Annotated in this window: 25 protein-coding genes and 4 tRNA genes; 2 read left to right on the forward strand and 27 right to left on the reverse strand. The window is 62.9% G+C overall.

Features of this window, described 5'->3' with window-relative positions:
• The 26 genes from rplP to LQF09_RS15330 all read right to left on the reverse strand — a co-directional run bounded on the left by rplP (position 1) and on the right by LQF09_RS15330 (position 22,916).
• The gene (gene rplP, locus LQF09_RS15205; protein WP_002931592.1) at positions 1 to 417 is read right to left on the reverse strand and encodes a 50S ribosomal protein L16; all 417 of its coding nucleotides are present in this window, start codon (positions 415 to 417) and stop codon (positions 1 to 3) included.
• Entirely contained in the window at positions 417 to 1,184 is a 768-nt protein-coding gene (gene rpsC / locus LQF09_RS15210; protein ID WP_002931590.1) for a 30S ribosomal protein S3, read from the reverse strand. Before rpsC ends, rplP begins: the two co-directional genes overlap by 1 nt.
• A 9-nt stretch (positions 1,185 to 1,193) precedes the next feature.
• Positions 1,194 to 1,523, reverse strand: coding sequence for a 50S ribosomal protein L22 (gene rplV / locus LQF09_RS15215; RefSeq protein WP_002931589.1), 330 nt, complete (start codon positions 1,521 to 1,523; stop codon positions 1,194 to 1,196).
• A 9-nt stretch (positions 1,524 to 1,532) separates the two neighbouring features.
• On the reverse strand, positions 1,533 to 1,808 hold the full coding sequence (rpsS, locus tag LQF09_RS15220) for a 30S ribosomal protein S19 (protein ID WP_002931587.1): 276 nt from the start codon (positions 1,806 to 1,808) through the stop codon (positions 1,533 to 1,535).
• A gap of 10 nt (positions 1,809 to 1,818) precedes the next feature.
• Positions 1,819 to 2,646 (reverse strand): 50S ribosomal protein L2, encoded by an 828-nt coding sequence (gene rplB, locus LQF09_RS15225; RefSeq protein ID WP_002931586.1) that lies wholly within the window; start codon positions 2,644 to 2,646, stop codon positions 1,819 to 1,821.
• Positions 2,647 to 2,652: 6 nt separating this feature from the next.
• Positions 2,653 to 2,958: a 50S ribosomal protein L23 gene (rplW, locus tag LQF09_RS15230; RefSeq protein WP_002931584.1), complete on the reverse strand. Its 306-nt coding sequence runs from the start codon at positions 2,956 to 2,958 to the stop codon at positions 2,653 to 2,655.
• Positions 2,955 to 3,575, reverse strand: coding sequence for a 50S ribosomal protein L4 (rplD, locus tag LQF09_RS15235; RefSeq protein ID WP_002931579.1), 621 nt, complete (start codon positions 3,573 to 3,575; stop codon positions 2,955 to 2,957). The genes rplW and rplD overlap by 4 nt, the downstream gene beginning before the upstream one ends.
• 10 nt (positions 3,576 to 3,585) lie before the next feature.
• Positions 3,586 to 4,224 carry a 50S ribosomal protein L3 gene (gene rplC / locus LQF09_RS15240; protein ID WP_002942731.1) on the reverse strand — a complete coding sequence of 213 codons (639 nt, stop codon included), beginning with the start codon at positions 4,222 to 4,224 and terminating at the stop codon, positions 3,586 to 3,588.
• A 111-nt stretch (positions 4,225 to 4,335) separates the two neighbouring features.
• A complete protein-coding gene (gene rpsJ, locus LQF09_RS15245) occupies positions 4,336 to 4,647 on the reverse strand; it encodes a 30S ribosomal protein S10 (RefSeq protein WP_002931577.1) in 312 nt (103 codons plus the stop codon).
• A gap of 77 nt (positions 4,648 to 4,724) precedes the next feature.
• On the reverse strand, positions 4,725 to 5,915 hold the full coding sequence (gene tuf / locus LQF09_RS15250; RefSeq protein WP_002931549.1) for an elongation factor Tu: 1,191 nt from the start codon (positions 5,913 to 5,915) through the stop codon (positions 4,725 to 4,727).
• Between the two features lie 48 nt (positions 5,916 to 5,963).
• Entirely contained in the window at positions 5,964 to 8,063 is a 2,100-nt protein-coding gene (gene fusA, locus LQF09_RS15255) for an elongation factor G (protein WP_002945292.1), read from the reverse strand.
• Positions 8,064 to 8,170: 107 nt separating this feature from the next.
• Entirely contained in the window at positions 8,171 to 8,641 is a 471-nt protein-coding gene (gene rpsG, locus LQF09_RS15260; protein WP_002931571.1) for a 30S ribosomal protein S7, read from the reverse strand.
• 33 nt (positions 8,642 to 8,674) lie between these two features.
• The gene (gene rpsL / locus LQF09_RS15265; protein ID WP_002931569.1) at positions 8,675 to 9,052 is read right to left on the reverse strand and encodes a 30S ribosomal protein S12; all 378 of its coding nucleotides are present in this window, start codon (positions 9,050 to 9,052) and stop codon (positions 8,675 to 8,677) included.
• A 134-nt stretch (positions 9,053 to 9,186) separates the two neighbouring features.
• Entirely contained in the window at positions 9,187 to 13,401 is a 4,215-nt protein-coding gene (rpoC, locus tag LQF09_RS15270; RefSeq protein ID WP_002945294.1) for a DNA-directed RNA polymerase subunit beta', read from the reverse strand.
• Positions 13,402 to 13,478: 77 nt separating this feature from the next.
• Positions 13,479 to 17,612, reverse strand: coding sequence for a DNA-directed RNA polymerase subunit beta (gene rpoB / locus LQF09_RS15275; RefSeq protein ID WP_002931565.1), 4,134 nt, complete (start codon positions 17,610 to 17,612; stop codon positions 13,479 to 13,481).
• A gap of 210 nt (positions 17,613 to 17,822) precedes the next feature.
• Complete coding sequence (gene rplL / locus LQF09_RS15280) at positions 17,823 to 18,194, reverse strand: 50S ribosomal protein L7/L12 (RefSeq protein WP_002931563.1); 372 nt, start codon at positions 18,192 to 18,194, stop codon at positions 17,823 to 17,825.
• Between the two features lie 57 nt (positions 18,195 to 18,251).
• Positions 18,252 to 18,755, reverse strand: a complete 504-nt coding sequence (gene rplJ / locus LQF09_RS15285; RefSeq protein ID WP_002931561.1) for a 50S ribosomal protein L10 — start codon at positions 18,753 to 18,755, stop codon at positions 18,252 to 18,254.
• 256 nt (positions 18,756 to 19,011) lie between these two features.
• Positions 19,012 to 19,710, reverse strand: coding sequence for a 50S ribosomal protein L1 (gene rplA / locus LQF09_RS15290; protein ID WP_002945298.1), 699 nt, complete (start codon positions 19,708 to 19,710; stop codon positions 19,012 to 19,014).
• A gap of 2 nt (positions 19,711 to 19,712) precedes the next feature.
• A complete protein-coding gene (gene rplK, locus LQF09_RS15295) occupies positions 19,713 to 20,144 on the reverse strand; it encodes a 50S ribosomal protein L11 (RefSeq protein ID WP_002931554.1) in 432 nt (143 codons plus the stop codon).
• A 107-nt stretch (positions 20,145 to 20,251) separates the two neighbouring features.
• On the reverse strand, positions 20,252 to 20,785 hold the full coding sequence (gene nusG / locus LQF09_RS15300) for a transcription termination/antitermination protein NusG (protein ID WP_002931553.1): 534 nt from the start codon (positions 20,783 to 20,785) through the stop codon (positions 20,252 to 20,254).
• A 1-nt stretch (position 20,786) separates the two neighbouring features.
• Positions 20,787 to 21,134, reverse strand: coding sequence for a preprotein translocase subunit SecE (gene secE, locus LQF09_RS15305; protein ID WP_002931551.1), 348 nt, complete (start codon positions 21,132 to 21,134; stop codon positions 20,787 to 20,789).
• Between the two features lie 24 nt (positions 21,135 to 21,158).
• Positions 21,159 to 21,234: transfer RNA gene (locus tag LQF09_RS15310), tRNA-Trp, on the reverse strand.
• 57 nt (positions 21,235 to 21,291) lie between these two features.
• On the reverse strand, positions 21,292 to 22,482 hold the full coding sequence (tuf, locus tag LQF09_RS15315) for an elongation factor Tu (protein ID WP_002931549.1): 1,191 nt from the start codon (positions 22,480 to 22,482) through the stop codon (positions 21,292 to 21,294).
• A gap of 85 nt (positions 22,483 to 22,567) precedes the next feature.
• A tRNA-Thr gene (locus tag LQF09_RS15320) sits at positions 22,568 to 22,642 on the reverse strand.
• Positions 22,643 to 22,669: 27 nt separating this feature from the next.
• Positions 22,670 to 22,743, reverse strand: a tRNA-Gly gene (locus LQF09_RS15325).
• Positions 22,744 to 22,831: 88 nt separating this feature from the next.
• A tRNA-Tyr gene (locus LQF09_RS15330) sits at positions 22,832 to 22,916 on the reverse strand.
• Between the two features lie 180 nt (positions 22,917 to 23,096).
• On the opposite strand from LQF09_RS15330, the gene LQF09_RS15335 reads away from it, so the two are divergent.
• Together LQF09_RS15335 and LQF09_RS15340 are read left to right on the forward strand one after the other, a co-directional pair.
• Positions 23,097 to 23,831 (forward strand): class I SAM-dependent methyltransferase, encoded by a 735-nt coding sequence (locus tag LQF09_RS15335; protein ID WP_270068345.1) that lies wholly within the window; start codon positions 23,097 to 23,099, stop codon positions 23,829 to 23,831.
• Between the two features lie 109 nt (positions 23,832 to 23,940).
• The gene (locus LQF09_RS15340) at positions 23,941 to 24,648 is read left to right on the forward strand and encodes a hypothetical protein (RefSeq protein ID WP_002931545.1); all 708 of its coding nucleotides are present in this window, start codon (positions 23,941 to 23,943) and stop codon (positions 24,646 to 24,648) included.
• Positions 24,649 to 24,660: 12 nt separating this feature from the next.
• Here LQF09_RS15340 and LQF09_RS15345 read toward each other — a convergent pair whose 3' ends face one another.
• Positions 24,661 to 25,293 carry a response regulator transcription factor gene (locus LQF09_RS15345; protein WP_002931542.1) on the reverse strand — a complete coding sequence of 211 codons (633 nt, stop codon included), beginning with the start codon at positions 25,291 to 25,293 and terminating at the stop codon, positions 24,661 to 24,663.
• Positions 25,294 to 25,425: the final 132 nt, after the last annotated feature.

The raw sequence follows: 25,425 nt of genomic DNA on the forward strand, positions 1-25,425 counted from the left end.
TCAACCCCCAATCTGACGGGTCACGAACACGGTCTCGATCGGCAGCTTGGCGGCGGCAAGCCGGAAAGCTTCACGAGCGAGCTCTTCGGCCACGCCATCCATTTCATAGAGCACCTTGCCCGGCTGGATCTCGGCAACCCAGTACTCCGGGTTACCCTTGCCGTTACCCATCCGCACTTCGGCGGGCTTCTTGGAGATCGGCTTGTCCGGGAAAATGCGGATCCAGATGCGGCCACCGCGCTTGATGTGACGCGTCATGGCACGACGTGCCGACTCGATCTGGCGCGCCGTCAGACGACCGCGACCGACCGCCTTGAGCCCGTACTCGCCGAACGACACCTTGGCGCCACGCGTGGCGACGCCAGTGTTACGGCCTTTCTGCTCCTTCCGATACTTCCTTCTAGTCGGCTGCAGCATCATTCACTCCTGCTATCTTCTTGCCGGCCTTCGCCACGACGGGCGGGGCGGCGACCCGGACGCTCGCCGTCACGGGGAGCGCCACGACGGCCACGGCGGTTGTCGGCTTCGGGCTCTGCAGCCACGGGCTGTTCGTTACGGCCAAGCATCTCGCCCTTGAACACCCAGACCTTGATGCCAATGATGCCGTAGGTGGTCTTCGCTTCCGAAACACCGTAGTCGATGTTGGCGCGCAGCGTGTGCAGCGGCACACGACCTTCACGGTACCACTCGGTACGAGCGATTTCCGCACCATTCAGACGGCCCGAGCTCATGATCTTGATACCCTGGGCGCCGAGGCGCATGGCGTTCTGCATCGCACGCTTCATGGCGCGGCGGAACATGATGCGCTTCTCGAGCTGCTGAGCAATCGAGTCGGCCACGAGCTTGGCATCGAGTTCCGGCTTGCGCACTTCCTCGATGTTGACGTGAACCGGCACACCCATGATCTTCTGCAGATCACGCTTGAGCGCCTCGATATCCTCGCCCTTCTTGCCGATGACGACACCAGGACGGGCGCTGAACAGGGTGATGCGTGCATTCTTGGCCGGACGCTCGATCGTCACGCGACCAACCGAAGCGTGCGCGAGACGCTTCTTCAGGTAATCACGAACTTTCAAGTCCTCGTGCAGCATGCCCGAGAAGTCCTTGCTGTTGGCGAACCAGCGCGAGCCCCAGTCACGCGTGACGGCGAGACGGAAGCCAGTGGGATGGATTTTCTGACCCATGTTTACTCCTTACTCGCCAACGGTCAGGTAGACGTGGCAGGTGGGCTTCAGGATGCGGTTGCCGCGACCCTTCGCACGCGCGGTGAAGCGCTTGAGCGTCATGCCCTCTTCCACGTGAATGGTCTTGACCTTCAGCGCGTCGATATCGGCACCGTCGTTGTGCTCAGCGTTGGCAATTGCCGACTCGAGCACCTTGCGGATGATCTTCGCGCCCTTCTTGGGCGAGAAGGCGAGCGTGTCGAGCGCACGGCCGACGGGCATGCCGCGGACCAGGTCGGCAACCAGGCGGCCCTTCTGAGCCGACAGGCGAACGCCACGGAGAATTGCTTTGGTTTCCATGTCGTCCCCTTATCGCTTGGCCTTCTTGCTGGCAGCGTGACCCTTGAAGGTACGCGTCAGCGCGAATTCGCCCAGCTTGTGACCAACCATGTTCTCGGTCACGAACACCGGAATATGCTGCTTGCCGTTGTGCACCGCGATCGTCAGACCGATGAAGTCCGGCAGCACCGTGGAACGGCGCGACCAGGTCTTGATCGGGCGCTTGTCGTTGCTCGTCCGAGCCGCGTCGACCTTCTTGAGCAGGTGCGCGTCGATGAACGGGCCTTTCTTGATAGAACGTGCCATCTTTTACCCCTTAACGCTTGTGACGACGCTGCACGATCATGTTGTCGGTGCGCTTGTTCGAACGCGTCCGATAACCCTTGCTCGGCGTACCCCACGGGCTCACCGGCTCGCGCGCTTCGCCGGTACGGCCTTCGCCACCACCGTGCGGGTGATCCACCGGGTTCATCGCCACACCACGAACGGTCGGGCGGATACCGCGCCAGCGGTTCGCACCAGCCTTGCCGATCTTGCGCAGACCGTGCTCGCCGTTGCCGACCTCGCCGATCGTCGCACGGCACTCGACGTGCACTCGACGAATTTCACCCGAGCGCAGACGAAGCTGCGCGTAGGTGCCTTCGCGGGCCAGCAACTGAACCGAGGTACCCGCCGCACGCGCAAGTTGCGCGCCCTTGCCAGGAACCATCTCGATGCAGTGAATGGTCGAACCCACCGGAATGTTGCGGATCGGCAGCGCATTACCGGGCTTGATCGGGGCCTCGGACCCGCTCACGAGCTGCTGACCAACCTCGACGCCACGCGGCGCGATGATGTAGCGACGCTCGCCATCGGCGTAGCACAGCAGCGCAATGTGCGCCGAGCGGTTCGGGTCGTACTCGATGCGCTCGACCTTCGCCGGGATACCATCCTTGTTGCGACGGAAATCGACCAGGCGATAGTGCTGCTTGTGACCGCCACCCTGGTGACGCACGGTGATGCGGCCGTTGTTGTTACGACCAGCATTCTTGCTCTGCTTCTCGACCAGCGCTGCGACCGGGCGACCCTTGTACAGGTCGGGGTTCACCACCTTGACCTGGGCACGACGGCCTGCAGACGTAGGCTTGAGTTTAACGATTGCCATGATCTATCACTCCCCCGCCGCGAAGTTGATTTCCTGACCGGGCTTCAGGCACACGAAGGCCTTCTTCCAGTCCTTGCGGCGACCCATGGTCTTGCCAAAGCGCTTGGCCTTGCCCTTCACGTTCAGGATCTGCACCGACTTCACCTCGACCTTGAAGAGCGACTCGACAGCCGCCTTCACTTCGGGCTTGGTTGCATCGGAAGCGACCTTGAACACCACCTGCTCGTTCTTGTCGGCGACAAAAGTCGCCTTCTCGGAGATCTGCGGGGCGAGCAGCACCTGCAGCAGACGTTCCTGACTGATCGCGCTCATTGCCACGCTTCCTCCATCTTCGCCAGCGCGCCCTTGGTGACCAGCACCTTCGGGAAACGCACGAGCGACACCGGATCCGCCTCGCTCACCTCGAGCACCAGCACCTGGTGGAGGTTGCGCGAAGAGAGGAACAGGTTCTCGTCCATTTCGTCGGTAATGACCAGGACGGAATCCAGGCCCATACCCTTGAGCTTCTGCGACAGCAGTCGCGTCTTCGGCGCCTCGACGCTGAAGCTCTCGACCACGGCAAGGCGATCCTCGCGCGCCAGCTGCGACAGGATCGCAGCAACGCCAGCGCGGTACATCTTGCGGTTGACCTTCTGACTGAAGTTCTCGTCAGGCGAATTCGGGAAGATCTTGCCGCCCCCGCGCCACAGCGGGCTCGAGGCCATACCGGCACGCGCATTGCCCGTACCCTTCTGGCGGAAAGGCTTGCGGGTCGACTTGGCGATCTCCGAACGGCCCTTCTGCTTGCGGTTACCCGAGCGCGCATTCGCCAGATAGGCGGTGACGACCTGGTGCACCAGGGCTTCGTTGTAGTCACGACCGAACAGCACATCCGACGCCTCGAGCGTCGATGCTGCCTGGCCCTGCTCATTCAATAGCTTCAATTCCATTGCGCGCTCCTCAGGCCTTGACCGCCGGACGGACGACAACGTCGCCACCCTTGGCACCCGGCACCGCACCCTTCACGAGAAGGAGCTGGCGCTCGACATCAACACGGACGATCTCGAGACCCTGGGTGGTGCGCTGCACGTTGCCGTACTGACCAGCCATGCGCTTACCCGGGAAAACGCGACCCGGATCCTGAGCCATACCGATCGAACCCGGGGAGTTGTGCGAGATCGAGTTACCGTGCGACGCACGGTTCGACGAGAAGTTGTGACGCTTGATCGGGCCAGAGAAACCCTTACCGATCGTCACGCCGGTCACATCGACCTTCTGCCCGACCTGGAAGAGATCCGCACCGATTGCATCACCGGCATTCATGCCACCAGCCTGTTCGGCCTCGACACGAAACTCCTTGATGCCGCGGCAGGGCTCGACGCCCGCCTTCGCGAGATGCCCCGCGACCGGCTTGGTGATGCGGCTCGCGCGACGCTTGCCGTATGCGACCTGGACCGCGGCGTAGCCATCGGTCTCAATCGTCTTGATCTGGGACACACGATTATCCGACACGTCAAGCACCGTAACCGGGATGGTACGACCATCCTCGGCAAAGATGCGAGTCATGCCGACCTTGCGTCCAACAAGGCCTAGACTCATTTTTTTCTCCTGAATCCCGGTTGCGATTGACCGGGGGTCAAATTATTGCGCCAAAAGGCACAAAGGCCGGATTATACCGGCCCGTTCCAAACTTCCGCAAGCGGATTACGCTTACTGGAGCTTGATCTCGACATCCACACCCGCGGGGAGGTCCAGCTTCATCAGCGCATCGACGGTCTTGTCGGTCGGATCGATGATGTCCATCAGGCGCTGGTGGGTACGAATTTCCATCTGGTCGCGCGATGCCTTGTTGACGTGCGGCGAGCGCAGCAGGTCAAAGCGCTCGATGCGGGTCGGCAGCGGAACCGGACCACGAACAACCGCACCGGTGCGCTTGGCGGTATCGACGATCTCGAGCGCCGACTGGTCAATCAGACGGTAATCGAAAGCCTTGAGGCGGATGCGGATCTTCTGGTTTTGCATGATGTTGTTCCTAAAGAGCTGAAAGAGCGAAAAGAGCAAGGGGAGAGGCTGCAGGCCCCTCCCCCGGATCGAGCAAATTACTCGATGATCTTGGCAACCACGCCGGCGCCGACGGTACGACCGCCTTCACGGATGGCGAAGCGCAGACCTTCTTCCATGGCGATCGGGGCGATCAGCTTGACGGTGATCGACACGTTGTCGCCCGGCATGACCATCTCGGTGCCCTCGGGCAGCTCGATCGAACCGGTCACGTCCGTGGTACGGAAGTAGAACTGCGGACGGTAGTTGTTGAAGAACGGGGTGTGACGACCACCCTCTTCCTTCGACAGCACATACACTTCGCCCGTGAAGTGCGTGTGCGGCTTGATCGAACCCGGCTTGCACAGCACCTGGCCACGCTCGACGTCTTCACGCTTGGTGCCGCGCAGCAGCACGCCAACGTTGTCGCCGGCCTGACCCTGGTCGAGCAGCTTGCGGAACATTTCAACGCCGGTGCAGGTGGTCTTGACCGTGGCCTTGATGCCGACGATCTCGATTTCCTCGCCAACCTTGACGATGCCACGCTCGACACGACCGGTCACCACGGTGCCACGACCCGAGATCGAGAACACGTCTTCGATCGGCAGCAGGAAGGGCTTGTCGATGGCGCGCTCGGGCGTCGGGATGTACGAGTCCAGCGCATCGGCCAGCGCCAGGATTGCCGGCTCGCCGATCGGCGACTGGTCGCCTTCGAGCGCCTTCAGCGCCGAACCCTTGACGATGGGAATGTCGTCGCCCGGGAAGTCGTACTTCGACAGCAGCTCGCGCACTTCCATCTCGACCAGCTCGAGCAGCTCTTCGTCGTCGACCATGTCGCACTTGTTCAGGAAGACGATGATGTACGGCACACCAACCTGACGGGCCAGCAGGATGTGCTCGCGCGTCTGCGGCATCGGGCCGTCAGCGGCCGAGCACACCAGGATCGCGCCGTCCATCTGGGCAGCACCGGTAATCATGTTCTTGACGTAGTCGGCGTGGCCCGGGCAGTCAACGTGCGCGTAGTGGCGAGCAGCGGTTTCGTACTCGACGTGCGCGGTGTTAATGGTGATGCCGCGCGCCTTCTCTTCGGGCGCCGCGTCGATCTGGTCATAGGCCTTCGCCTCACCACCGAACTTCTTCGACAGAATCGTGGTGATCGCAGCGGTCAGCGTGGTCTTGCCGTGGTCAACGTGGCCAATCGTGCCAACGTTCACGTGCGGCTTGGTGCGTTCGAACTTACCCTTCGCCATGTTCGCGGGTCCTTATGTTGAAGTTACGGAAATTCTGAATTGCTGGAATTACTTGCGGCTGCTGATGACGGCCTCGGCCACACTCTTCGGTGCTTCAGCGTAGTGCTTGAACTCCATCGAGTAGGTCGCGCGACCCTGGGTCAGCGAGCGCAGCTGGGTAGCGTAACCGAACATCTCGGCCAGCGGCACCTCGGCCTTGATTTCCTTCATGCCACCCGGGATGTCATCCATACCCTGGACGATACCGCGGCGACCCGACAGGTCACCCATGACGTTGCCCATGTAGTCTTCCGGCGTCTCGACCACCACAGCCATCATCGGCTCGAGCAGCACGGGACTGGCCTTGCGCATCGCATCCTTGAACGCCATCGAGCCGGCCATCTTGAACGCGTTTTCGTTCGAGTCGACGTCGTGGTAGGAACCGAAGTGCAGCGTCACCTTGACATCAACGACCGGGAAGCCCGCCAGCACGCCACTGTTGAGGGTGTCCTGGATACCCTTGTCGACCGCCGGGATGTACTCACGCGGAACGACGCCACCCTTGACCGCATCGACGAACTCGTAGCCCTTGCCCTGCTCGGCCGGTTCAAGGTTGATGACGACGTGACCGTACTGACCACGACCGCCGGACTGCTTGACGAACTTGCCTTCGACGTCCATCGCAGCCTTGCGGATGGTCTCGCGGTAGGCAACCTGCGGCGCACCGACGTTCGCCTCGACGTTGAACTCGCGGCGCATGCGGTCGACGATGATCTCGAGGTGCAGCTCGCCCATGCCCGAGATGATGGTCTGACCCGACTCTTCGTCGGTACGGACGCGGAAGGACGGATCCTCGGCAGCCAGTCGACCGAGAGCCAGACCCATCTTTTCCTGGTCGCTCTTGGTCTTGGGCTCGACCGCAACGTGGATCACCGGATCCGGGAACACCATGCGCTCGAGGATGACCGGCGCCGAGATGTCGCACAGGGTCTCGCCGGTCGTAACGTCCTTGAGGCCGACCACAGCGGCGATGTCGCCCGCGAGCACTTCCTTGATCTCTTCACGATCATTGGCGTGCATCTGCAGGATGCGGCCGATGCGCTCCTTCTTGCCCTTGACCGAGTTCAGCACCGTCGAACCCGACTCCAGCACGCCCGAGTAGACGCGAATGAAGGTGAGCTGACCTACGAACGGGTCGGTCATCAGCTTGAACGCCAGCGCCGAGAACTTCTCGTCGTCCTTGGCGTAGCGCACCACTTCCTTCTCGTCGTCATCCACGCCAGCAACCGGCGGAATGTCGATCGGCGACGGCAGGTACTGGATGACCGCGTCAAGCATGCGCTGGACACCCTTGTTCTTGAACGCGGTGCCGCACAGCATCGGCTGGATCTCGCAGGCCAGGGTGCGCGCACGCAGACCCGCAATGACCTCCTCTTCGGAAAGCTCGCCTTCCTCGAGGTACTTGTTCATCAGGTCTTCGTTCGCTTCAGCCGCAGCCTCGACCATGTTGGCGCGCCACTCTTCCGCAGTCGCCACGACGTCAGCCGGGATCTCCTGGTAATCGAACTTCATGCCCTGGGAGGCCTCGTCCCAGATGATCGCCTTCATCTTGAGCAGATCGACCACGCCCTTGAAGGAATCTTCGGCACCGATCGGCACCACCACCGGAACCGGATTGGCCTTGAGACGGGTCTTCATCTGGTCGACGACCTTGAAGAAGTTGGCACCCGAACGGTCCATCTTGTTCACGAAGGCCAGACGCGGCACCTTGTACTTGGTCGCCTGGCGCCACACGGTCTCGGACTGCGGCTGCACGCCACCAACGGCGCAATACACCATGCACGCACCGTCCAGAACGCGCATCGAGCGCTCGACTTCAATGGTGAAGTCCACGTGTCCCGGCGTATCGATGATGTTGAAGCGGTGCTCGGGATAGGAGTTATCCATACCCTTCCAGAAGCAGGTCACCGCCGCGGAGGTGATGGTGATGCCACGCTCTTGCTCCTGCACCATCCAGTCGGTGGTAGCTGCGCCATCATGCACTTCACCGAGCTTATGGCTCACGCCGGTGTAGAAGAGGATACGCTCGGTCGTAGTCGTCTTGCCGGCGTCGATGTGAGCGGAGATACCGATATTGCGGTAGCGCTCGATGGGAGTCTTGCGGGCCACGTTTTACCTGCCTTCTGTTATGCGCGCCTGTGACGCGATGAACGATTTCATGCGTTAGAAAACAATCGAGCCCTGTACAGGGCCCGAGTTACCGCCACCAACCAGGATCAGAAGCGGTAGTGCGAGAACGCCTTGTTGGCTTCGGCCATGCGGTGAACTTCTTCACGCTTCTTCATGGCGGAACCACGACCTTCGGCGGCCTCCAGCAGCTCACCGGCGAGGCGCTGAGCCATCGACTTCTCTGCACGCTTGCGCGCAGCTTCGCGCAACCAACGCATCGACAGCGCCATACGACGGGACGGACGCACTTCGACCGGCACCTGGTAGTTGGCACCACCGACGCGGCGGCTCTTGACTTCGACAACCGGCTTCACGTTCGCAACCGCGGTCGAGAACACCTCGAGCGGATCCTTGCCGGACTTGGAGGTGATGTGATCAAACGCACCATAGACGATGCGCTCAGCAACGGACTTCTTGCCCGACTGCATGATCACGTTGATGAACTTCGAGACATCCTGGTTTCCGAACTTCGGATCCGGCAGAACCTCGCGCTTGGGTACTTCACGACGACGCGGCATGACAACCTCTCGCTAAATTTCTTGGGCCAACAATCAGGCTTTCTTCGGGCGCTTGGCACCGTACTTCGAGCGCGACTGCTTACGATCCTTGACACCCTGAAGGTCGAGGGAGCCACGAACGATGTGATAGCGCACACCCGGCAAGTCCTTGACACGACCGCCACGGATCAGCACGACAGAGTGCTCCTGGAGGTTGTGACCTTCACCGCCGATGTACGAGATGACCTCGAAACCATTGGTGAGACGCACCTTGGCGACCTTACGAAGCGCCGAGTTCGGCTTCTTCGGGGTCGTGGTGTAGACGCGGGTGCAAACACCACGCTTTTGCGGGCAGGCCTCGAGCGCCGGGACCTTGCTCTTCGCAACTTCCATCTGGCGCGGCTTGCGGACAAGCTGATTGATTGTTGGCATAGCTTAAGAATTTCCCATAAGACCGCGGCAGCCCACCATGGGCCGCCGCGGGCGGATTATTCCGGCTGCGACTGACTACGATTGGTCAGTCCACAAAAAAGAGGCCGGAGTTTAGTCCGAGGCAGACCGATAAGTCAACTAGCCTCGATGTCCTGCTGCGTTTCCGCAACGGTTTCCGCCGGCGCCCACGCATGATCGGCACCCAGATCCATGCCCTGCTCCTGCGCCTTGCGACTACGATGGTATGCAAGACCGGTACCTGCCGGGATCAGTCGGCCGACGATGACGTTCTCCTTCAGGCCGCGCAGCTCGTCGCGCTTGCCCATGATCGCCGCTTCGGTCAGCACGCGCGTGGTTTCCTGGAAGGATGCCGCGGAGATGAACGAGTCGGTCGACAGCGACGCCTTGGTGATACCGAGGAGCACGTTCTCGTAGTGCGCCGGCAACTTGCCCTCGGCCTCGAGGCGATCGTTCTCGTCCAGAACCTCGGAACGCTCGACCTGCTCCTCGCGGATGAAACGGCTATCGCCCGGATCCGTGATGACCACGCGCCGCAGCATCTGGCGAACGATCACCTCGATGTGCTTGTCGTTGATCTTCACGCCCTGCAGTCGGTAAACGTCCTGCACCTCGTCGATGATGTAGCGCGCAAGTTCGTTGATGCCCTGCAGGCGAAGAATGTCGTGGGGATCCGCCGGACCGTCCACGATCAGCTCGCCCTTGTTCACCACCTGACCGTCGTGCACCATGAGGTGCTTGTCCTTCGGGATCAGGAACTCGTGCGAGGTGCCATCCGGCTCGGTGATGACCAGGCGCTGCTTGCCCTTGGTCTCCTTGCCGAAGGACACCGTGCCGGTGTACTCGGCGAGCATGCCGGCATCCTTGGGCGCACGGGCCTCGAAGAGTTCGGCAACGCGCGGCAGACCACCGGTGATGTCGCGGGTCTTTGCCGATTCCTGCGGAATACGGGCAAGAATGTCACCAACGTTGATCTGCTGGCCGTCCTTGACCGTGATCAGCGAGCCGACCTGGAAGGTGATCGCCACCGAATGCTCGGTCCCGGCGATCTTCACTTCTTCGCCATTGCTATCGAGCAGCTTCACCTGCGGGCGCACGCCCTTGGCGGTGCCGGTCGACGAACGCCGCTTGGAGTCGATGACCACCAGAGTCGACAGACCGGTGACCTCGTCGATCTGCTTGGCGACGGTCGCGCCTTCCTCGACGTTCTCGAACTTCACCGTACCGGCGTATTCGGTCACGATCGGGCGGGTGTGCGGGTCCCAGCTGGCCAGCTGCGTGCCGGCCTTGATCGCCTGGCCGTCGTCGACCAGCAGCAAGGCACCGTACGGCAGCTTGTGGCGTTCGCGCTCACGACCGAGGTCATCGGCCACGACCAGCTCGGCCGAACGCGCGATGACGATCTTCTCGCCCTTGGCGTTGGCGACGTAGCGCATGTTGCCGGCGAATCGGATCGAGCCGGCGGACTTGGCCTCCACCCCGCTGGCTGCTGCCGCTCGCGACGCCGCACCGCCGACGTGGAAGGTCCGCATCGTCAGCTGCGTGCCGGGCTCGCCGATCGACTGTGCGGCAATGACGCCGACCGCCTCGCCGGAGTTGACCATGCTGCCGCGACCGAGGTCGCGACCGTAGCACTTCGCGCACAGACCATAGCGGGTCTCGCAGGTCAGCGGCGTGCGCACCTTGACTTCATCGACGCCAAGGCTCTCGATCAGGTCGACTGCATCCTCGTCCAGCAGGCTGCCCGACTCGATCACCGTCTCCTGCGTCTCCGGATTCACCACGTCCTCGGCGCAAACGCGGCCGAGGATGCGCTCGCGCAGGGGCTCGACCACCTCGCCACCCTCGATGAGGGCTTTCATGTTGAAGCCTTCGCGGGTGCCGCAGTCGTCCTCGATCACCACCAGATCCTGGGTCACATCGACCAGGCGGCGGGTAAGGTAACCCGAGTTCGCGGTCTTCAGCGCGGTATCGGCCAGACCCTTACGGGCGCCGTGCGTCGAGATGAAGTACTGCAGAACGTTGAGGCCTTCACGGAAGTTCGTCGTGATCGGCGTCTCGATGATCGAGCCGTCCGGCTTGGCCATCAGGCCGCGCATGCCGGCAAGCTGGCGGATCTGGGCAGCGGAACCACGAGCACCCGAGTCGGCCATCATGTAGATCGAGTTGAACGACTCCTGGCGGACGGTCTTGCCCTCGCGGTTGACCACCTCTTCGGAACCGAGCTGCTCCATCATCGCCTTGGCGACCTGGTCGCCACAACGGCCCCAGATATCCACGACCTTGTTGTAGCGCTCGCCATCGGTGACAAGGCCGGAGGTGTACTGCTGCGCAATCTCCTTCACCTCGGCCTCGGCGGCACGGATCAGGTCGTGCTTCGCGTTGGGCACAAGCATGTCCTTGACCGCGATCGACAGGCCTGCGCGGGTAGCCAGGCCGTAGCCGAACTGCATCAGCTTGTCGGCGAAGATCACGGTTGCACGCAGGCCGCAACGGCGGAACGAGGCGTTGATGAGCTTGGAGATCTCCTTCTTCTTGAGCGCCTTGTCGATCACGCTGAAGGGCAGACCCGCAGGCAGGATCTCGGACAGGATGGCGCGGCCGGCGGTCGTGTCGTGGCGAACGATCCGCTCGATGCGCTCACCGTTCGGGCCCAGGTCGGCTTCCTTCAGGCGCACCGTGATGCGCGCATGGAGCGCGATCTGGCCGGACTCGTAGGCACGCTTCACTTCCGACACGTCGGTGAAGATCATGCCCTCGCCCGGCACGTTCACGCCTTCGCGGGTCGCGTAGTACAGGCCCAGCACGATGTCCTGCGACGGCACGATGATCGGCTCGCCGTTGGCCGGCGACAGCACGTTGTTGGAGGCCAGCATCAGGGTGCGGGCTTCCATCTGTGCTTCCAGCGACAGCGGAACGTGGACGGCCATCTGGTCGCCGTCGAAGTCGGCGTTGAAGGCGACGCAGACGAGCGGGTGGAGCTGGATCGCCTTGCCTTCGATCAGTACCGGCTCGAAAGCCTGGATGCCGAGGCGGTGCAGCGTCGGAGCGCGGTTCAGCATGACCGGGTGCTCGCGGATCACCTCTTCGAGGATGTCCCACACCACCGGCTCCTGCGACTCCACCATCTTCTTGGCCTGCTTGATGGTCGTGGCCAGCCCCATCAGCTCGAGCTTGTTGAAGATGAAGGGCTTGAACAGCTCGAGCGCCATCAGCTTGGGCAGACCGCACTGATGCAGCTTGAGCTGCGGACCCACGGTAATCACCGAACGGCCGGAGTAGTCGACACGCTTGCCGAGCAGGTTCTGACGGAAGCGGCCGCCCTTGCCCTTGATCATGTCGGCCAGCGACTTGAGCGGACGCTTGTTGGCGCCGGTCATCGCCTTGCCGCGACGGCCGTTGTCGAGCAGCGAGTCGACCGACTCCTGCAGCATGCGCTTCTCGTTGCGCACGATGATGTCGGGCGCCTTGAGCTCGAGCAGACGCTTGAGACGGTTGTTACGGTTGATGACGCGACGATAGAGGTCGTTGAGGTCGGAGGTGGCGAAGCGACCACCGTCCAGCGGCACCAGCGGACGCAGGTCGGGGGGCAGCACCGGCAGCACCTCGAGCACCATCCACTCGGGCTTGATGCCGGACTGCTGGAAGGCCTCGAGCACCTTCAGGCGCTTCGAGAACTTCTTGATCTTGGCTTCCGAGTTGGTCGTCTCCAGGTCGCCGCGCAGCTTCTCGACCTCGAGGTTGATGTCCAGGCTGCGCAGCAGCGCGGCCACACCCTCGGCGCCCATCACTGCGTCGAACTCGTCACCGTACTCTTCGACCTTCGACAGGTAGTCGTCCTCGGTGAGCAGCTGACCACGGTTGAGCGGGGTCATGCCAGGCTCGACGACGACGAAGGCCTCGAAATAGAGCACGCGCTCGATGTCGCGCAGGGTCATGTCGAGCACCATGCCGAGACGGCTCGGCAGGCTCTTCAGGAACCAGATGTGGGCGACCGGCGAGGCCAGTTCGATGTGGCCCATGCGCTCACGGCGGACCTTGGACAAGGTCACTTCCACGCCGCACTTCTCGCAGATCACGCCACGGTGCTTGAGCCGCTTGTACTTGCCGCACAGGCACTCGTAGTCCTTGACCGGGCCAAAGATCTTGGCGCAGAACAGGCCGTCACGCTCCGGCTTGAACGTACGGTAGTTGATGGTCTCGGGTTTCTTGACTTCCCCATAGGACCAGGACCGGATCTTGTCCGGGGACGCGAGACCGATGGTGATCGCGTCGAACTCTTCCTCGTTCGGCAGGGTTTGCTTGAACAGGTCAGCGAGCAGGCTCTTCATTGTTCACTCCATCCGGGACGCAGCCGGCTCGACTGCGTCCCCGGGATTCAATCGCGGGCGGGTTGTTTGGTAAGGGATCAGCTGCGGTCGAGATCGATGTCGATCGCGAGCGAACGGATTTCCTTCACCAGCACGTTGAAGGACTCCGGCATGCCGGAATCGATCTTGTGCTCGCCCTTGACGATGTTTTCGTACACCTTGGTCCGGCCGGTCACGTCATCGGACTTGACCGTCAGCATTTCCTGCAGCGTGTAGGCCGCGCCGTAAGCTTCCAGCGCCCACACTTCCATCTCACCGAAGCGCTGGCCACCGAACTGCGCCTTGCCGCCCAGCGGCTGCTGGGTAACGAGCGAGTACGGACCGGTCGAACGTGCGTGCATCTTGTCGTCGACCAGGTGGTGCAGCTTGAGCACGTGCTTGTAGCCCACCGTCACCTTACGCTCGAAGGCTTCGCCGGTACGGCCGTCATACAGGGTGACCTGGCCACCGGTCGGCAGACCGGCGAGCTCGAGCATCTGGCGGATCTCTTCCTCCTTGGCGCCATCGAACACCGGCGTCGCGAAGGGCACACCCTTCTTCAGGTTGGTTGCGAGCTCACGCACGGCGCCGTCGTCGAGTTCGTCGAGCTGCTCGGGACGACCGCTGTCGTTGTAGATCTGCTCGAGGAAACCACGCAGCTCCGTCGCCGAGGCCTGCGCCTGCAGCATGCGGTCGATCTGCTGGCCAAGGCCCTTCGCTGCCCAACCCAGGTGGGTCTCGAGGATCTGGCCGATGTTCATCCGCGACGGCACGCCGAGCGGGTTGAGCACGATGTCCAGCGGAGTGCCGTCTTCCATGTACGGCATGTCCTCGACCGGAACGATCTTCGACACCACGCCCTTGTTACCGTGGCGGCCTGCCATCTTGTCGCCCGGCTGCAGGCGGCGCTTGACGGCCAGGTAGACCTTCACCATCTTCTGCACGCCCGGGGGCAGCTCATCGCCCTGAGTGAGCTTCTTCTTCTTGATCTCGAAGGCCTGCTCGAAGTCCTTGCGGGTGGTCTCGAGACCCTCGCGCACTGCTTCGAGCTGCACCGCCAGCGCCTCGTCGGCAAGGCGGATGTCGAACCAGTGATAGGGCTCGAGGCCATCGAGATAGGCGTCATTGAGCTCGCTGCCCTTGGCCAGTTTCTTCGGACCGCCATTGGCCACCTGACCGAGGATCATGCGGCGGATACGCGCGAAGGCGTCACGCTCGACGATGCGCATCTGGTCGGCGAGATCGGTCTTGAAGCTGCGCAGCTGGTCGTCGATGATCGACTGCGCGCGCTTGTCGCGCTCGATGCCCTCGCGGGTGAAGACCTGAACGTCGATCACGGTGCCGACCATGCCCGAGGGCACGCGCAGCGAGGTGTCCTTCACGTCGGACGCCTTCTCGCCGAAGATCGCGCGCAGCAGCTTCTCTTCCGGCGTCAGCTGGGTCTCGCCCTTGGGCGTGACCTTGCCGACCAGCACGTCACCGGCCTCGACCTCGGCGCCGATGTACACGATGCCCGATTCGTCCAGGCGCGACAGTTGCGCCTCGCCCAGCGACGCGATGTCGCGGGTGATCTCCTCGGGTCCGAGCTTGGTGTCACGAGCGACGACGGTGAGCTCCTCGACGTGGATCGAGGTGAAGCGGTCGTCGGCGACCACGCGCTCGGAGATGAGGATCGAGTCCTCGAAGTTATAACCGTTCCAGGGCATGAAGCCGACCAGCATGTTCTGGCCGAGCGCGAGTTCGCCGAGGTCGGTCGATGCGCCGTCGGCGATCACATCGCCCTTGCCCAGCACATCGCCCACCTTCACCACCGGACGCTGGTTGATGTTGGTGTTCTGGTTGGAACGGGTGTACTTGATCATGTTGTAGATATCGACACCCACTTCACCCGGCAGGGTCTCGGCATCGTGAACGCGGATCACGATCCGGTTCGCATCGACATAATCCACCACGCCACCACGACGGGCCTGCACGGCGGTACCCGAGTCGACCGCAACACGGCGCTCGATACCGGTGCCGACCAGCGGCTTCTCCGGGCGCAGGCAGGGCACGGCCTGGCGCTGCATGTTGGCGCCCATCAGCGCGCGGTTCGCATCGTCGTGCTCGAGGAAGGGAATCAGCGACGCTGCCACCGACACGATCTGCCCCGGCGCCACGTCCATGTACTGCACCATGTCCGAGGTCGCAAGCAGGAACTCGCCCTTGTGGCGGCAGGACACGAGGTCGCCCGCCAGCATGCCGGCTTCGTCGATCTCGGCGTTCGCCTGCGCGATCACGTACTGGCCTTCCTCGATCGCCGACAGGAAATCGATCTGGTCCGTGACCTTGCCGTCGTTGACCTTGCGGTAGGGGGTCTCGAGGAAACCGTGGCGGTTGGTGCGCGCATACACGGCGAGCGAGTTGATCAGACCGATGTTCGGACCTTCCGGCGTCTCGATCGGGCACACGCGGCCATAGTGCGTCGGGTGCACGTCGCGCACCTCGAAGCCGGCGCGCTCGCGCGTCAGACCGCCGGGGCCGAGTGCGGAGACGCGACGCTTGTGCGTGATCTCGGACAGCGGGTTGGTCTGGTCCATGAACTGCGACAGCTGGCTGGAGCCGAAGAACTCCTTGATCGCCGCCGAAATCGGCTTGGCGTTGATCAGGTCGTGCGGCATCAGATTGTCGGACTCAGCTTGCGACAGGCGCTCCTTGACCGCACGCTCGACGCGCACGAGACCGGCGCGGAACTGGTTCTCGGCCAGCTCGCCCACCGAACGCACGCGGCGGTTGCCGAGGTGGTCGATGTCGTCGATTTCGCCACGGCCGTTACGCAGCTCGACCAGCACGCCGACCACCGCAAGGATGTCGTCGTTGGTGAGCACACCCGGGCCATCCTCGCCCTGCGCGCCAACGCGCTCGTAGAAGCGCTTGATCCAGCCCGGCGCCTTGTCGTCGATCTTCTCCGGGTAGGCGCGGCGATTGAACTTCATGCGGCCGACCGAGGACAGGTCGTAGCGCTCCTCGGCATAGAACAAGCCCTGGAACAGCCCCTCGACGGCGTCCTCGGTGGGCGGCTCGCCCGGGCGCATCATGCGGTAGATCGCAACCTTCGCAGCCCACTGGTCGGCGGTCTCGTCGATGCGCAGGGTCTGCGAAATGTAACCGCCGCGATCGAGATCATTGATGTAGAGCGTGCTCAGCGCCGTGACGCCAGCCAGGCGGAACTTGTCGAGCAGGTCCTCGGTGATCTCGTCATTGGCGCGCGCGAGCACCTCTCCGGTCTCCGGATCGGCGACGTTCGTGGACACGACGCGGCCAAGCAGGAAATCGTCCGGCACCGCCATCGTCCTGACGCCGGCCTGGTCGATCTCGCGAATGTGCTTGGACGTGATGCGCTTGTCACGCGCGACGATGATCCGGCCATCGGCAGTGGTGATATCGAAACGGGCCACCTCGCCACGCAGGCGCTCGGCCACCAGCTCGAACTGAGCGCCCTCACCCTGCAGGTGGAAGGTATCGGTATCGTGGAAAGTGGCGAGAATCTCTTCGGGCGTCATGCCGATCGCCCGCAGCAGGATCGTCACCGGCATCTTGCGTCGACGGTCAACACGGAAGTACAGGAAGTCCTTCGGGTCGAACTCGAAGTCCAGCCACGATCCGCGGTAGGGAATGATGCGTGCCGAGAACAGCAGCTTGCCCGACGAGTGCGTCTTGCCGCGGTCGTGCTCGAAGAACACGCCGGGCGAGCGGTGCAGCTGGGAAACAATGACGCGTTCGGTACCGTTGATCACAAAGGAGCCGGTATCCGTCATGAGCGGGATCTCGCCCATGTAGACTTCCTGCTCCTTGACCTCCTTGATCGTCTCCTTGGGCGCTTCGCGATCCATGATCACCAGGCGCACGCGCGCGCGCAGCGGCGACGCGAAGGTCAGGCCGCGCTGCTGGCACTCGGTCACATCGAAGGCGGGCTCGCCGAGCATGTACTGCACGTACTCGAGACGGGCGTTGCCGCTGTGGCTCGAGATCGGGAAGATCGACGTGAATGCGGCCTGCAGACCCTGGTTCCGCCGCACGTCGGGCGGCGTGTCGGCCTGCAGGAACTCGGCAAACGACTCGATCTGGGTGGCGAGCAGGAAAGGCGCATCGAGCACGGCCGCGCGCTTGGCGAAGCTCTTGCGGATACGTTTCTTTTCGGTGTAGGAATACGCCATGGATGCTCCGGCTAGAGGGCTAACATCGGAAAGACAGGACACAACGTTCGGCTGCTTCCTGCACGCTGCGGTATGACTGCACGCGTGCGCGGAGATTCGGCAAACGCTCTGGCCTGGCATCGTTGATCGCAGAATAGTCCGCGATCTCGATTACAAAGCACGAAAGGGCCGGCACTCCGAAGAGTGCCAGCCCCGCTGGGTCATCGAGTATTACTTGATCTCGACCTTGGCGCCAGCTTCTTCCAGCTGCTTCTTCAGCGCTTCGGCGTCAGCCTTCGGAGCGCCTTCCTTCACGGTCTTCGGCGCGCCGTCGACCACATCCTTCGCTTCCTTCAGGCCCAGGCCGGTCGCAGCACGCACGACCTTGATGACCTCAACCTTCTTGGCGCCGGCTTCGAGCAGAACGACGTCGAATTCGGTCTTCTCTTCAACCGGGGCAGCGGCGGCGGCACCCGGGGCAGCGACGGCCAGCGAGGCAGCGGACACGCCGAACTTCTCTTCGAACGCCTTGACCAGGTCGTTCAGTTCCATCACGGTCATGCCGGCAACGGCTTCCAGGATGTCTTCTTTGCTGATTGCCATTTCAAATAACTCCAGAATCGATTTTTTTCAGAAAACTTTCGTAGCGGAACACACGACTCAAGCAGCGGCGCCTTCTTCCTCGCGCTTCTTGGCGAGGGCGGCCAGCGCGCCAGCAAAGCCGGAAACCGGCGCCTGCATGACACCCAGCAGCTTGGCGAGCAGCTCTTCGCGGCTCGGGATCGAAGCGAGCGCCTGCACACCGGCCTGGTCGAGCGTGTCGCCCGCATAGGAACCGGCCTTCAGGACGATCTTGTCGTTACCCTTGGCGAAATCGTTCAACACCTTCGCAGCAGCAACCGGATCTTGCGAGATGCCGTAGATCAACGGCCCGGTCAGCTGGTCGGCGAGGCCCTCGAACGGCGTGCCGGCAATGGCACGACGCACCAGGGTGTTCTTCAGCACGCGCAGGTAAACGCCAGATTCGCGGGCCTTTGCGCGCAGCACGGTGAGGTCACCCACCGCAATGCCGCGATACTCGGCCACCGCGATCGTCTGAGCGTTGGCCACTTGTGCCGACACCTCAGCCACTACGGCTTTCTTGTCATCGAGATTGAGACCCACAGGCCTTTCCTCCTTTCAAGTCCACACGCGGAACGCACATCGCGCTCCGCACCCACGGCGACCTGGATCAGGAGCACGGCCGGATTGCCGGCCAAATCCTGTTCTGAGCACACCGTCTGCGCAGGCCATCTTCATGCTTAAGCGCGGCCTCTCGGCATACGCACCTGCGGTCTTTGACGATCCGCAACCGCCCACGGGCGGCAACGGCTCAAAGTTCTTGCGAGCGGCTGCACTCGGGTGCAGCCGCTCGCGGCAATCAGGCAGCGGTGACGCTGGCCGTCTCGACACGCACGCCGGCACCCATGGTGCTCGACACGGCGATACGACGCAGGTAGACACCCTTGGCAGCAGCCGGCTTGGCCTTCACGAGCGCCTCGACGAATGCGGCAAGGTTCTGCTGCAGCGCTTCGACCTCGAAGGACGCACGACCGATGGTCGCGTGCACCAGGCCACCCTTGTCGGTACGGTACTGAACCTGACCGGCCTTGGCGTTCTTGACCGCAGTCGCCACGTCCATGGTGACGGTGCCAACCTTCGGGTTCGGCATCAGGCCACGCGGACCGAGGATCTGACCGAGCTGACCGACCACGCGCATGGCGTCGGGCGTCGCGATGCAGACGTCGAAGTCGAGGTTGCCGGCCTTGACCTGCTCGGCGAGATCGTCAAAACCGACGACTTCGGCACCGGCTGCGCGCGCAGCCTCGGCCTTGTCACCCTGGGCGAACACGGCGACGCGCACGCTCTTGCCGGTACCGGCGGGCAGCACGACCGAGCCGCGGACGACCTGGTCCGACTTACGTGCATCGACACCGAGGTTCACGGCGATATCGATCGACTCGTCGAACTTGGCGGTTGCGCACTCCTTGACCAGACGCAGGGCGTCGGCCACCGGATAAGCCTGGTTGCGGTCAACCTTCGCGCGCAGCGCCTGAACTCGCTTGGACAGTTTCGCCATGATTACAGGCCCTCCACGGTGATGCCCATGCTGCGGGCGGAGCCGGCGATGGTGCGCACGGCAGCTTCGAGGTCGCCAGCGGTCAGGTCGGGCTGTTTGGCCTTGGCAATCTCTTCAACCTGGGCGCGGGTCACCTTGCCCACCTTGTCGGTGTGCGGCTTCGGCGAGCCCTTCTGGATACCTGCAGCCTTCTTGATCAGGATCGTCGCCGGCGGCGTCTTCATGATGAAGGTGAAGGACTTGTCGGCGAAGGCAGTGATCACCACCGGAATCGGCAGACCGGGCTCCATGCCCTGGGTCTTGGCGTTGAACGCCTTGCAGAACTCCATGATGTTCAGGCCGCGCTGACCAAGCGCCGGACCGATCGGGGGGCTGGGGTTGGCCTTACCGGCCGGAACCTGCAGCTTGATGTAACCAATGATTTTCTTTGCCATTGAGGCTTGCTCCTGTGATGAGTGCTAGCGCACCGGGCAGCCGCCCGACGCTCCTCGCATCGCCCGCGTGAACGGGCTACGGCAGGCCCGCGGGCCCGCCTTTACGCTCAAGTCTTCTCGACCTGCGCGAAATCCAGCTCGACTGGCGTGGCGCGACCAAAAATGGTCACCGACACACGCAGCTTGTTCTTCTCGTAGTTGGCATCCTCGACCGAGCCATGGAAGTCGGTAAACGGACCTTCCTTGACGCGCACGACTTCGCCGATCTCGAACAGCACCTTCGGACGAGGCTTCTCCACCCCTTCCTGCATCTGCTGCATGATCTTCGCGACCTCCTTCTCGGAGATCGGCGCAGGCTTGTTCGCCGTACCACCGACGAAACCGGTGACTTTCGGCGTCGACTTGACCAAATGCCAGGTCTCGTCGTTCATTTCCATCTCGACGAGAACATAACCCGGGAAGAACTTGCGTTCGGTCACGGTCTTCTGACCGTTGCGCATCTCGATCACTTCCTCGACCGGCACCAGAATCTGGCCAAAGCCATCCTGCATGCCGGCGCGATTGATGCGCTCGATCAGCGCGCGCTGCACGGACTTCTCGAAGCCCGAGTAGGCGTGAACCACATACCAACGCTTCGTCATATCACTTCCAACCCAGAACGAGATCGTAGAGAACCCATTCCAGGGTCTTGTCGGTCAGCCACAGGAAGATCGCCATGACCACCACGAAGGCAAACACCAGACCAGTGGTCTGCATGGTTTCCTTGCGGCTGGGCCAGACGACTTTCTTGACTTCGGTGATCGATTCACGCGCAAAGCCGATGAAACGCTGCCCCTGCTCCGAAAAGGAGGCGACTGCGACACCAGCACCAAAACCGACCAGCACCGACAGCACGCGCAGCACGAGCGGCTGCTCGGAAAGCAGATAGAAGCCGACCACGCCGGCTGCCAACAGTGCCAGCGCCAGCGCGAATTTCAACTTATCGGCCATTGCGGATAACCACCCGAGAAAATATGGCAGGGGCAGAGGGAATCGAACCCCCAACCTTCGGTTTTGGAGACCGACGCTCTGCCAGTTGAGCTATACCCCTGCAGCAGACACTGCAAAGCGCACCCAGGCGGGTGCGCTTTCTGGCAATTACGAGTAATTACTCGATGATCTTGGCAACCACGCCGGCGCCGACGGTACGACCGCCTTCACGGATGGCGAAGCGCAGACCTTCTTCCATGGCGATCGGGGCGATCAGCTTGACGGTGATCGACACGTTGTCGCCCGGCATGACCATCTCGGTGCCCTCGGGCAGCTCGATCGAACCGGTCACGTCCGTGGTACGGAAGTAGAACTGCGGACGGTAGTTGTTGAAGAACGGGGTGTGACGACCACCCTCTTCCTTCGACAGCACATACACTTCGCCCGTGAAGTGCGTGTGCGGCTTGATCGAACCCGGCTTGCACAGCACCTGGCCACGCTCGACGTCTTCACGCTTGGTGCCGCGCAGCAGCACGCCAACGTTGTCGCCGGCCTGACCCTGGTCGAGCAGCTTGCGGAACATTTCAACGCCGGTGCAGGTGGTCTTGACCGTGGCCTTGATGCCGACGATCTCGATTTCCTCGCCAACCTTGACGATGCCACGCTCGACACGACCGGTCACCACGGTGCCACGACCCGAGATCGAGAACACGTCTTCGATCGGCAGCAGGAAGGGCTTGTCGATGGCGCGCTCGGGCGTCGGGATGTACGAATCCAGCGCATCGGCCAGCGCCAGGATTGCCGGCTCGCCGATCGGCGACTGGTCGCCTTCGAGCGCCTTCAGCGCCGAACCCTTGACGATGGGGATGTCGTCGCCCGGGAAGTCGTACTTCGACAGCAGCTCGCGCACTTCCATCTCGACCAGCTCGAGCAGCTCTTCGTCGTCGACCATGTCGCACTTGTTCAGGAAGACGATGATGTACGGCACGCCAACCTGACGGGCCAGCAGGATGTGCTCGCGCGTCTGCGGCATCGGGCCGTCAGCGGCCGAGCACACCAGGATCGCGCCGTCCATCTGGGCAGCACCGGTAATCATGTTCTTGACGTAGTCGGCGTGACCCGGGCAGTCAACGTGCGCGTAGTGGCGAGCAGCGGTTTCGTACTCGACGTGCGCGGTGTTGATGGTGATGCCGCGCGCCTTCTCTTCGGGCGCCGCGTCGATCTGGTCATAGGCCTTCGCCTCACCACCGAACTTCTTCGACAGAATCGTGGTGATCGCAGCGGTCAGCGTGGTCTTGCCATGGTCAACGTGGCCAATCGTGCCAACGTTCACGTGCGGCTTCGTCCGCTCAAACTTACCCTTAGCCATATCGCTATCCTTAAAATCAGAACCAGAAAAACCAGTGCGGCAGCCAACAATATTGGCCGCCGCGCCAGGCCAGGCAGAAAATGAGTGGTGCCCTTGACGTGGATTGAACACGTGGCCTCTCCCTTACCAAGGGAGTGCTCTACCACTGAGCTACAAGGGCTCCGAAACAGTACAAACGCAGCACATCTGGAGCGGGTGAAGGGAATCGAACCCTCGTCATAAGCTTGGAAGGCTTCTGCTCTACCATTGAGCTACACCCGCACTTACCACGCCGCAGCAAGCTGCAATCGATTCACTACAACCACTTGTGTTGATCAGGACGGAACTTCACCTGGCAACACGATGCATCTGGTGGAGGGAGAAGGATTCGAACCTTCGAAGGCTGAGCCGTCAGATTTACAGTCTGATCCCGTTGACCGCTTGGGTATCCCTCCGTCGGGAAGCCCCGCACTATAGTGCTCACCCCACGAAGTGTCAAACACTTTCTGAAATTTTTTTACCCCAGGCCAGCCCACCCGATCTCTGCGGGCTATGATCCGCGCTCTACCGCCCGCTACCGGGCGCTCACCCAGCCTGCGATCGTGCCCTTCCCCATCAGACACGCACCAGCCCTAATGGCCCTCGTCGCCCAGCTGGCCGGCTGCGCCGGTGCCTACGCCCTTGCCCGGACTGGACTGGTCACCGGCCTGTGGCCGCTGGTGCTGTCCCAGGCCGGCATCGCCGCGCTGGCCTCGGGCATGCTCGGCAGTGCGCGCTGGTGGCTGCTCATCCACCTGCTCTTCCTGCCGATGGCCGTCATGGCGCATCGATTCGCCCTCGATCCCGCCTGGTATCTCGCCGCATTCGTCGCACTGCTGCTGATCTACTGGACCAGCTTCCGGACGCAGGTGCCGCTCTATCTGAGCAATGCCGCCACCGCAGCGGCCGTGCTGCGCCTGCTGCCCGATGAACCTGCACGCGTGCTCGACATTGGCGCCGGTACCGGCACACTGCTGCGGCCGCTTGCGCGTACACGACCCGACTGCAGCTTCGTCGGCGTCGAGCTCGCACCAGCCCCCTGGCTGCTCGGCAGGGCGCTGTGTGCGGGCATCCCCAACGTCACGCTTGAACGCAGCGACCTCTTCGCACACTCATGGGCGCACTACGACGTCGTGTACGCCTTCCTGTCCCCTGTTCCGATGGCGGCGGTATGGCACAAGGCCTGCGCCGAGATGCGCCCGGGCAGCCTGCTGGTGAGCAACAGCTTCCCGGTGCCCGATTGCGAGGCGGACTTCGTCATCGACGTCGACGACCGGCGGCGCACGCGACTGCATGCCTACCGGATCAGCAGCCGCCCACATGCCTCTTAGGCGGAAATGGGGGTACTAAAGCACGCTTTTCCCGGGCTCGGGGGCTGACAGGCGGGCCGATAATCCTGCTCATCCCTTCGCGGGTACTCCGAGTTCAGGATGGACATTCATGGCTGAGATCATTTGCGTCATCGGCAACAAGGGCGGCACAGGCAAGACCACGCTTTCGCACATGCTGTGCCAGGGCCTCGGGCTGCTGGGCCAACGCGCCGCCTGCGTGCTTACAGACACATCGCGCGAACCCCTCGTACCCACCGGCCGCCGCTATGTGATCGCCGACGCACGCACACGCGACGCACTCACGAAGGTCGTCGACAAGCTACGCGGGCTCGAGGACTGGATCGGAGTCATCGACGGTGGCGGCAACCGCACGGAGATGGACCGCAAGCTCTACGCCCTGTCCGACATCGTACTGCTGCCCTTCCGCGAATCGCACGAGGACATCCGCACCGTCGCGCGCGACCTCGAGATGTTTCCGCGCGCCTACGCGGTGCCCACGCAGTGGCCGCACAATGCCTGGCAACGCGAGGCTGCGGACCGCAGCGTGGCGCAGCTCATGGGCGCCTACAAGCATCGCATCCTGCGCCCGGTCAACGCGCTCTCTTCATCCAAGCTGCTGCTGCAGAAGCAGATCCCCGAGCAGTTGCCGACCCCGCTTGCCAATGCATGCCGCGCAATCGCGCGCCAGGTGCTCGAAGTCCTGGAAATCGACTTCGTTGACGACACCGGACTCTACGATCTCGAACAAGCGTCCGAGCAACTGCCTGCTGCCGACATGCCGCTGCGCCTCGCGCACAGCGATCGCCGCTCGCACTGAACGCAGTCGACGCTAGAGGCGCGTTCCGCTGCGGGCGATCGCCACCAGCGCCTGCGCCCGATTGACCACCCCCAGAGCGCGGAAGATGGCTGTCATGTGCACCTTGACCGTCCCTTCGGACAGGCCCAGCGAGTCGGCGATCTCCCGGTTCGTCGACCCATTCGCGAGCAACTCGAGCACCCTCGCCTGAGCCGTGGTGAGGCCATATTGTTCTGCCAGGGGGCGGGCGCGCCTGGGCGTCGGCGCCGCCGGCGCGAACCGGGGCGGCGTGGGCACGCCGCCGTCGAGCACCTCGCGCACGGCTTGCAGCAGCGTGTCGCCGGAACTCGATTTCGACACGAAACCCGACGCCCCTGCCTTCATGGCGCGACGGACGGACGCCTCGTCATCCATCGCCGACACGACGATGGCCGGCATGTCCGGAAAGCGCTTGCCGAGGATCGCAAGCAGGGAGAACCCGCTCATTTCCGGCAGCATCAGGTCGACAACCGCCAGGTCCACACTGCCCTCCGCATCCAGGCACGCGAGCGCCTCGTCCGCACTGCCCGCCTCGATACAGCGCACACCGGCTCCAAGCCTGCCCAATCCCTGCACCATCGCTTCGCGCACCAGCGCATGGTCTTCCACAATCAGGATCGCAGTCACTTTCCACCCCACACCAAGCGTTACGCCGGCCACGGCCAAGGGCGCCGAGGATAGCACGCCGCATACCGGCAAACCCTATGCCGAACGCGAGAAACGGAGGACAATCGAAAGCTTGCCACCCTACCTGCACAG

This window comes from Thauera sp. WB-2 (genome assembly GCF_027594845.1).
GTDB lineage: Bacteria > Pseudomonadota > Gammaproteobacteria > Burkholderiales > Rhodocyclaceae > Thauera > Thauera mechernichensis.

Excerpts from the sequence above, each read along its gene's own strand:
- rplP (WP_002931592.1), bottom strand. The coding sequence starts at position 417 with ATGCTGCAGCCGACTAGAAGGAAGTATCGGAAGGAGCAGAAAGGCCGT.
- rpsC (WP_002931590.1), bottom strand. The coding sequence starts at position 1,184 with ATGGGTCAGAAAATCCATCCCACTGGCTTCCGTCTCGCCGTCACGCGT.
- rplV (WP_002931589.1), bottom strand. The coding sequence starts at position 1,523 with ATGGAAACCAAAGCAATTCTCCGTGGCGTTCGCCTGTCGGCTCAGAAG.
- rpsS (WP_002931587.1), bottom strand. The coding sequence starts at position 1,808 with ATGGCACGTTCTATCAAGAAAGGCCCGTTCATCGACGCGCACCTGCTC.
- rplB (WP_002931586.1), bottom strand. The coding sequence starts at position 2,646 with ATGGCAATCGTTAAACTCAAGCCTACGTCTGCAGGCCGTCGTGCCCAG.
- rplW (WP_002931584.1), bottom strand. The coding sequence starts at position 2,958 with ATGAGCGCGATCAGTCAGGAACGTCTGCTGCAGGTGCTGCTCGCCCCG.
- rplD (WP_002931579.1), bottom strand. The coding sequence starts at position 3,575 with ATGGAATTGAAGCTATTGAATGAGCAGGGCCAGGCAGCATCGACGCTC.
- rplC (WP_002942731.1), bottom strand. The coding sequence starts at position 4,224 with ATGAGTCTAGGCCTTGTTGGACGCAAGGTCGGCATGACTCGCATCTTT.
- rpsJ (WP_002931577.1), bottom strand. The coding sequence starts at position 4,647 with ATGCAAAACCAGAAGATCCGCATCCGCCTCAAGGCTTTCGATTACCGT.
- tuf (WP_002931549.1), bottom strand. The coding sequence starts at position 5,915 with ATGGCGAAGGGTAAGTTCGAACGCACCAAGCCGCACGTGAACGTTGGC.
- rpsG (WP_002931571.1), bottom strand. The coding sequence starts at position 8,641 with ATGCCGCGTCGTCGTGAAGTACCCAAGCGCGAGGTTCTGCCGGATCCG.
- rpsL (WP_002931569.1), bottom strand. The coding sequence starts at position 9,052 with ATGCCAACAATCAATCAGCTTGTCCGCAAGCCGCGCCAGATGGAAGTT.
- rpoC (WP_002945294.1), bottom strand. The coding sequence starts at position 13,401 with ATGAAGAGCCTGCTCGCTGACCTGTTCAAGCAAACCCTGCCGAACGAG.
- rpoB (WP_002931565.1), bottom strand. The coding sequence starts at position 17,612 with ATGGCGTATTCCTACACCGAAAAGAAACGTATCCGCAAGAGCTTCGCC.
- rplL (WP_002931563.1), bottom strand. The coding sequence starts at position 18,194 with ATGGCAATCAGCAAAGAAGACATCCTGGAAGCCGTTGCCGGCATGACC.
- rplA (WP_002945298.1), bottom strand. The coding sequence starts at position 19,710 with ATGGCGAAACTGTCCAAGCGAGTTCAGGCGCTGCGCGCGAAGGTTGAC.
- rplK (WP_002931554.1), bottom strand. The coding sequence starts at position 20,144 with ATGGCAAAGAAAATCATTGGTTACATCAAGCTGCAGGTTCCGGCCGGT.
- nusG (WP_002931553.1), bottom strand. The coding sequence starts at position 20,785 with ATGACGAAGCGTTGGTATGTGGTTCACGCCTACTCGGGCTTCGAGAAG.
- secE (WP_002931551.1), bottom strand. The coding sequence starts at position 21,134 with ATGGCCGATAAGTTGAAATTCGCGCTGGCGCTGGCACTGTTGGCAGCC.
- tuf (WP_002931549.1), bottom strand. The coding sequence starts at position 22,482 with ATGGCTAAGGGTAAGTTTGAGCGGACGAAGCCGCACGTGAACGTTGGC.
- LQF09_RS15335 (WP_270068345.1), top strand. The coding sequence starts at position 23,097 with ATGGCCCTCGTCGCCCAGCTGGCCGGCTGCGCCGGTGCCTACGCCCTT.
- LQF09_RS15340 (WP_002931545.1), top strand. The coding sequence starts at position 23,941 with ATGGCTGAGATCATTTGCGTCATCGGCAACAAGGGCGGCACAGGCAAG.